This window comes from Bathymodiolus platifrons methanotrophic gill symbiont, assembly GCF_002189065.1.
Taxonomy (GTDB): Bacteria; Pseudomonadota; Gammaproteobacteria; order Methylococcales; family Methylomonadaceae; genus Methyloprofundus.
This window is the reverse complement of the sequence record NZ_BDMN01000372.1, coordinates 1-7,317: the sequence shown is the minus strand read 5'-3', so window position 1 is coordinate 7,317 and position 7,317 is coordinate 1. Positions and strand designations below refer to the sequence as shown.

Annotated in this window: 4 protein-coding genes; all 4 read left to right on the top strand. The window is 34.5% G+C overall.

The genetic code is table 11. From position 1 onward, the window contains the following. Positions 1-290 precede the first annotated feature (290 nt). Positions 291-2,147: a DNA methyltransferase gene (locus CDZ78_RS17795; RefSeq protein ID WP_087871180.1), complete on the top strand. Its 1,857-nt coding sequence runs from the start codon at positions 291-293 to the stop codon at positions 2,145-2,147. Between the two features lie 74 nt (positions 2,148-2,221). Further along, a complete protein-coding gene (locus CDZ78_RS17790; RefSeq protein WP_087871179.1) occupies positions 2,222-4,264 on the top strand; it encodes a DNA methyltransferase in 2,043 nt (680 codons plus the stop codon). Between the two features lie 2 nt (positions 4,265-4,266). Next, entirely contained in the window at positions 4,267-6,903 is a 2,637-nt protein-coding gene (locus tag CDZ78_RS17785) for a DEAD/DEAH box helicase family protein (protein ID WP_087871178.1), read from the top strand. Positions 6,904-7,110: 207 nt separating this feature from the next. Continuing rightward, positions 7,111-7,317 (top strand): hypothetical protein (locus CDZ78_RS22725; protein ID WP_211200777.1); only part of this gene is annotated, 207 nt, incomplete at its 3' end.

Below are 7,317 nucleotides of genomic sequence, written 5' to 3'. Positions count from 1 at the left end.
CGGCGGCCCCGATTCGTCCTCGTCACCTCGTCCCGACCCAACAAGGGGTCGGAACATAGGCTCCAAATGACTTGACGCCGTGTCGGATGGCCTTTTATTTTGTCTCCACCTTCGCTAACGCTCAGACTCCGACAAAACAACGGCCCTACGGCTATCGCGGACTAAAAATCATCACTTCGCTTAGGCTACGTTTCCCTGATTTTCAGCGGGGGGGGGTAGTAATTTTATCAAACTAATATTCCTTATTTCATCTCTAGTAACCTGAAAATTAAGGAGGGTATAAAACAGGTATGCAAAATTTATTACAAAAATTGATCGGTACACTTAAAAATGATGAACGTCTAATTATTGATGGTAGGTTAGTAAAAAATAAGGTTGTAGAACTTGCTCTTGCAATGGATGAAGGATTAATTTCTTTATTACTTGGCAACGAGTCAATTAAGAAGCATTTTTTCAAAGAAATAGGCAGGGCGTTAGTATTTGATAAAGTGGCGTTTCAAAGCTTTGTTAGCAACAAACAATTTTTACCTGATAGCTATACCGCATTTAAAAATAAAATTGGTTTAACCGCTGATAGGGAGTATTTAACCGAAAGCAAAGAAGTTGTGCTTTCTTGGGCATATAAGGATTGCGTGCTGGAAGGCGGACAAACTAAAGAAGATCAAAAACGTAAAGAAATATTTTGGAATGAAACCCTAGCACCTGATGAAATTGACCGCTTGCTTGCCCCCAAGGCATTAAGTAATTTCAAGAAATACGATAAAAACGGCGAACATAAAGTAGGTACTATCAGCCTTGATGATAACCTGATTATCAAAGGCAATAACCTGTTAGCTTTGCATTCTTTGAAAAATAAATATACTGGTAAGGTGAAGTTGATTTATATAGACCCACCTTATAACACGGGTTCAGATAGCTTTGGTTATAACGATAGCTTTAATCATTCTACTTGGCTAACTTTTATGAAAAACAGGCTAGAGGTTGCCAAAGAATTACTAAGAGATGATGGTTCTATTTGGATAAACATAGATGATGATGAATCTCATTATTTGAAAATACTTTGTGACGAGGTACTTGGTAGAGAAAATTTTGTAGCAAATATCGTTTGGCAGAAAAAATACACCATTTCAAATGATGCAAAATATTTTTCTGATAATCACGACCATATAATAGTATTTGCTAAAAACAAAGAAATGTTTGTTGTTAATGGTATTGATAGAACTCAAGAACAAAATGCACGGTATAAAAATCCAGATGATGATATTAACGGTGAATGGATGACGCAACCGTTACACGCAAAAAGCGGAAATGATACTAATTTTTCTTATAAATTTAAAAATGGAGTTGTGTGGGAGCCGCCTAGAGGAACCTACCCTAGATACTCTAAAGAATCTCTTTCAAGATTTGAATTTGAAAGCCGTTTATGGTTTGGCAAAGATGGTAAGGCTGTCCCAAGGCTTAAAAAGTATTTAAAAGATATGGGGAATGTGAGACCAGCTACAATTTGGTTGCATCAAGAAGCTGGAAATAACGATGAAGCAAATAAAGAAATTAAACAAGTTGTAGAAGACTTTAATTTTTCTACACCAAAACCAGAAAGACTTTTACAACGTATTTTCGCTATTGGTAGCACTGAAAAAGATTTAATTCTTGATTTCTATAGTGGCTCGGGAACATCTGGTGCAGTTGCACATAAAATGAAACGAAAATATATTATGATTGAACAAATGGACTATATACATGAATTACCAGAAACTAGGCTAAAAAAAGTAATAGATGGTGAACAAGGTGGAATTTCAAAATCAGTTGACTGGCAAGGTGGCGGCTCTTTTACCTACTGTGAATTAACACAACATAACGCCAATATCATAGATAAAATTGAGAAAGCAAGCACCACCGAATCCTTAAAATTAATCTGGCATGAAATAGAAAAAACGGGTTTTATCAGTTACAAAATAAATCCTGAAACCATCAATGAAAATATCCATGAATTTGAAGCCTTAACCATCGAAGAAAAAAAACAATTATTGATTGCCATACTGGATAAAAACCAGCTCTATGTGAATTATTCAGAAATTGAGGATGGAGATTATCAAATTCCAGAAGATGATAAAAAACTGAATAAGCAATTTTACGGTGAGGTTTAATCCATGAGTGATAAACCTTTGCTTCATGAAAGCTTGCTAAAGCACCATCAAATAAGGGACATATAAAAACAGGTATGCAAAATTTATTACAAGAATTGATCGGTACACTTCAAAATGATGAACGTCTGGTTATTGATGGTAGGTTAGTAAAAAATAAGGTTGTAGAACTTGCTCTTGCAATGGATGAAGGATTAATTTCTTTATTACTTGGTAACGAGTCAATTAAGAAGCATTTTTTCAAAGAAATAGGTAAGGCGTTAGTATTTGATAAAGTGGCGTTTCAAAGCTTTGTTAGCAACAAACAATTTTTACCTGATAGCTATACCGCATTTAAAAATAAAATTGGTTTAACCGCTGATAGGGAGTATTTAACAGAAAGCAAAGAAGTTGTGCTTTCTTGGGCATATAAGGATTGCGTGTTAGAAGGCGGGCAAACTAAAGAAGACCAAAAACGTAAAGAAATATTTTGGAATGAAACCCTAGCACCTGATGAAATTGACCGCTTGCTTGCCCCCAAGGCATTAAGTAATTTCAAGAAATACGATAAAGACGGGGAGCATAAAGTAGATGCTATCAGCCTTGATGATAACCTGATTATCAAAGGCAATAACCTGTTAGCTTTGCATTCTTTGAAAAATAAATATGCTGGTAAGGTGAAGTTGATTTATATCGACCCACCTTATAACACTGGTTCAGACAGCTTTGGTTATAACGACAGTTTTAACCATTCTACTTGGCTAACTTTTATGAAAAATAGGCTGGAAATTGCCAAAGAATTATTAAGAGATGATGGCGTGATTTTTGTTCAATGCGATGATAGTGAGCAAGCTTATTTAAAAGTATTAATGGATAGTATTTTCAGTAGTGAAAATCATATAAATACTATCTCAATTAAAATGAAAAATGTTGCTGGTGCATCTGGTGGTGGAGAAGATAAAAAGCTCAAAAAAAATATTGAATATTTGCACGTATACGCGAAGAATTATTTATTATTCTCTCCATTTAAAGGTGTTTATAGCTACATTCCTATAGGTGAATTAGTTAAACAATATAGAGATAATGGCGTTAGCTGGAAATACACTACTGTATTGATATATTCAGGAGACAAAGGATATATAGGGTCAACAGTTGATGGTAGTGGGGCTGAAATAAAGATATATTCACGTAATAACGCCATTATAAAATCAATTAATCAAATAATTAAAGATGAAAACCTATCTGAAAATGATGCATATAACAAATATGCAAAAAAAATATTTCAAACAGCAATGCCTCAAAGTTCAATTAGACCTAGGGTCATGAAAAAAGTTAATGATCTAAATATTGTTGGCGATTTTTATTCTATTGAGTACGTGCCAAAATCAGGGAAAAATAAAGGTGTTATGTATGAACAGTTTTACAAAGGAAATAGTTTTAGGCTACTAGCATGGCTTGGTGATGTATCTGAAGAAATAGATGGAACATTATATAAAAAAGATATGCAAGGCACTTTGTGGGACTTTGTTAGTGAAACAAACAATTTAACTAAGGAAGGTAGCGTCAAACTTTTATCAGGGAAAAAACCTGAAAAATTACTACAAAGAATTATAGAAATGAGTACTGATGGAAATGACCTTATTCTTGATTTTCATCTTGGTAGCGGAACAACTTGTGCAGTTGCCCATAAAATGGGAAGGCGATACATAGGAGTTGAGCAGCTAAATTATGATGAAAATGATAGTTTTGTACGTTTAAATAATGTCATAAAAGGCGATAAATCAGGAATTTCAAAATCAGTTGATTGGCAAGGTGGCGGCTCTTTTACCTACTGTGAACTAACTCAACATAACGCCAATATCATAGATAAAATTGAACAAGAAGATACCACAGAAGCCTTAAAATCAATCTGGCAAGAAATAGAAAAAACGGGTTTTATCAGTTACAAAATAAACCCTGAAACCATCAATGAAAATATCCATGAATTTGAAGCCTTAACAATCGAAGAACAAAAACAATTCTTAATTGCTGTACTGGATAAAAATCAACTCTATGTGAATTATTCAGAAATTGAAGATGAAGATTATCAAATATCGGATGAAGATAAAAAGTTGAATAAGCAGTTTTATGGTGAGGTTTAATCATGGCTGATAAACCTTTGCTTCATGAAAAACTGACTACAGGTGCAGAATTATTAGGTGGTAGTGATTTTTATCAAAAAAATATCCCTGATTGTATCGCTAGTAACCTGAATCCTAATTTTCAGTTACGCCCTTATCAATTTGAAGCCTTTGGACGCTTCAAATATTACATGGAAAGCTATCATAGCCGCCCCAATAACGCACCTACACAAGCTTTGTACCACATGGCTACTGGTAGCGGTAAAACGCTTATTATGGCGGGATTGATGCTTTATTTATATGAACAGGGCTACCGTAATTTTCTATTTTTTGTAAACAGTACCAATATTATCAATAAAACCCGTGATAATTTTCTTAATGCCATTGCTTCAAAGTACCTGTTTAGTGAAACAGTACAGATCAATAACCATCAGATACGCATTAAGGAAGTCGATAATTTTCAGGCGGCTAACCCTGACGATATAAACATTGTTTTTTCAACCATTCAGGGATTGCATACCCGCCTAAATACACCGCAAGAAAACAGTATCACTTATGATGATTTTGAAAGTGAAAAAATCGTTCTCATCTCGGATGAAGCGCATCATATAAATGCTGAAACCAGAAAAACTAAAGATATAAATCAAGCAGAATTATTTGATTTGAATAGTTGGGAATCGACTGTTAATAAAATTTTTAATGCTAATAATCAAAATATCCTGCTTGAATTTACTGCTACCGCAGATTTAACGAATGAGCAGATTATTGAAAAATATCGAGATAAAATTATTTTTGATTACCCGTTAAAGTCCTTTAGGATGGATGGCTACTCAAAAGAAGTGAAGGTTTTACAATCTGATATTCAGCCTATTGATCGCGCATTACAAGCCTTACTATTAAGTCAATTTAGACGCAAAATATTTGAAAAACACGGCTGGATGATTAAGCCTGTTATTTTGTTCAAGTCAAAAACAATCAAAGATTCTAACGCCTTCTTTGATGAGTTCATGACTAAAATAAAAGGCTTGAAAGAAAGCGACTTAGCAAAAATTCAAAGCAACCCTAATTTAGATAGTAACTTAGAAAAGGTGTTTTATTATTTTCAATCCAATCAAATTACACTGGAAAACCTAGCTTTAGAATTACAGGAGGAATTTGCAGAAAATAAGTGTATCTCTGTTAATTCTAAAGATGAATCTGAACAGAAACAAATAGCCGTCAACACACTAGAAGATAGCGACAATGAATACCGCGCTATTTTTGCAGTCGATAAGCTCAATGAAGGCTGGGACGTTCTCAACCTGTTTGATATTGTGCGGCTTTACGACACGAGAGACGCAAAAAAAGGTAAGCCTGGTAAGACTACTTTAGCAGAAGCGCAATTAATTGGACGTGGTGCGAGATATTGCCCTTTTAGATTGGAAAATGACCAACCACTTTATCAACGTAAATACGATATTCTGAATGATGAAAAAGAACATGATTTAAAACTATGTGAAGAACTCTATTATCATAGTGCTTACAATCCGCGCTATATCCAAGAATTGCATACCGCGTTAGAAGAGATCGGTATCAAAGCAAAAACTAGCCTTGAATGTAAGTTATTTTTAAAACCCGGTTTTAAGGATAAATCCTTTTATAAAGCGGGAATTATTTTCAAAAATGAACGTATTAAATACGCCCGAGAGGACGTATTAGGCTTAAATGCTTCGTTTATTGAAACCATACATAAAACCCCCTTATTATCGGGGTATTCTCAATCATTAACAGTCTTTGAAGACGAAAAACAGAAGCAAGCCAACAAGAAACAAAAGGATTATTTTATAAAATCGTTTGGTTCTAGCGTTATTATAAAGGCCTTGAGTAAATTTCCTGAATATCAATTTTCAAGTTTAAAACGCTTCTTTCCTCACTTAAAAAGTCTTTCAGAATTTATTGAGTCCGATAGCTACCTTGGAAAAATAAGAATAGAGGTTGAAGGCTCTGAAATAGTAGTAAATAACCTAACTCAAGATAATAAACTAGATTGCGTTGTGCGTTTACTGGATAAATTAAGCAGCCAATTACAGGCTGAAAAAATTGACTACAAAGGCACGAAAGAGTTTAAACCATTCATGGTGAAAGATACCTTTACAGATAAAACTCTGAATATTGTTAATGACGGTAATAGCGATCAAGAGTTTGGAATTGCTCAAGGTGAAACAACTAATCAAGATTTATATATGGATTTATCCGCTAAAGATTGGTTTGTATTTAATGAAAACTATGGGACATCAGAAGAAAAATATCTGGTGAAATATATTGATAAAGTAATAACACAACTTCAACAAAAATATTCAGAAGTGTATTTGCTGCGTAATGAGCGGCATTTCAAACTTTTTAATTTTGATGATGGACGAGTTTTTGAACCTGATTTTGTATTGTTTTTAATTAAAGACGATATAAGTCCAGTTATGCATTACCAAGTATTCATTGAGCCGAAAGGAAGCCATCTTATTAAGCAGGATGAATGGAAGCATAATTTTTTAATGCAGTTAAAGGCAGAACATAAAATTGAACAGCTATGGAAAGATAGAAATTACATAGTTTGGGGGATGCCTTTTTATAATGAAACGGATACTAAGCCAGAATTTGAAAAAGAATTTAGTGTTTTACTATGAGAAAAAGATAAGCAATGGCAGATGTTATAAGATTAATTGACTACGCATAAGTATTCTGTCGCAAAAAATGAATGTTTGTGTAAAAATCATATACGCGCCATTGCGCGTCTTCATGATAGATTTTGGGACTTCATGTCACAAAAATCGATTCGCTGCACGGCGAATCATTTATGCCCTGCGTCCACCTCACCCATGCACAAAACCCGCATGGCTAAGGCTCCATCAAATGGCTCTACGGCTCATCGGGATAAAATTTTAGCCTCCCGACCCGAGCGCGCAGCTAGAGCACTTCGGATTGGCACATTTCCCTTCGCCTACCACGGACTATTAATCCATCCAGGATTAACAGCGAAAGTGTATTTCAAAAGATTGCCGACTTTATTGAGAAATTTAAAGGCGTGGGTGGCAAGGTTT